General features: G+C 66.8%; 1 protein-coding gene. It reads right to left on the bottom strand.

Features of this window, described 5'->3' with window-relative positions:
- Positions 1-55 precede the first annotated feature (55 nt).
- The coding region (locus ACG2LG_RS24380) for a group II intron maturase-specific domain-containing protein (RefSeq protein ID WP_396263527.1) at positions 56-301 on the bottom strand (246 nt) is incomplete at its 5' end.

The raw sequence follows: 301 nt of genomic DNA, 5'->3' as shown, positions 1-301 counted from the left end.
GCGCCGCCCCTCCCTTCGAACCGGACGTGCGGATCTCCCGCATCCGGCTGTCCAGTCAGCGGTTTGCTCCGTTACGGAGACCGGCGGATTCCGACACCCGGGCATCAAGCAGGCAGAAGAGCCCGAGGTCGGTGAAGTAGCGGTTGGGCCAGCGCTGGTGATCTCGCCCGCGGCCCCGACCCTTGAGCCGGTGGCGCTTGCGCAGAATGGAGCGCAGTCTCATGCGCACCCATCCGTCGATCTCTCCCAGATGGCCGGGGCTTGCGTGTTTGAAGTAGCCATACCAACCCCGCAGCGTCCG

The sequence above is a fragment of the Haloferula sp. A504 genome (genome assembly GCF_044385805.1).
GTDB lineage: Bacteria > Verrucomicrobiota > Verrucomicrobiia > Verrucomicrobiales > Akkermansiaceae > Haloferula.
Note: the sequence above shows the minus strand (reverse complement) of the source record. Positions and strands in the feature narration are given on the sequence as shown.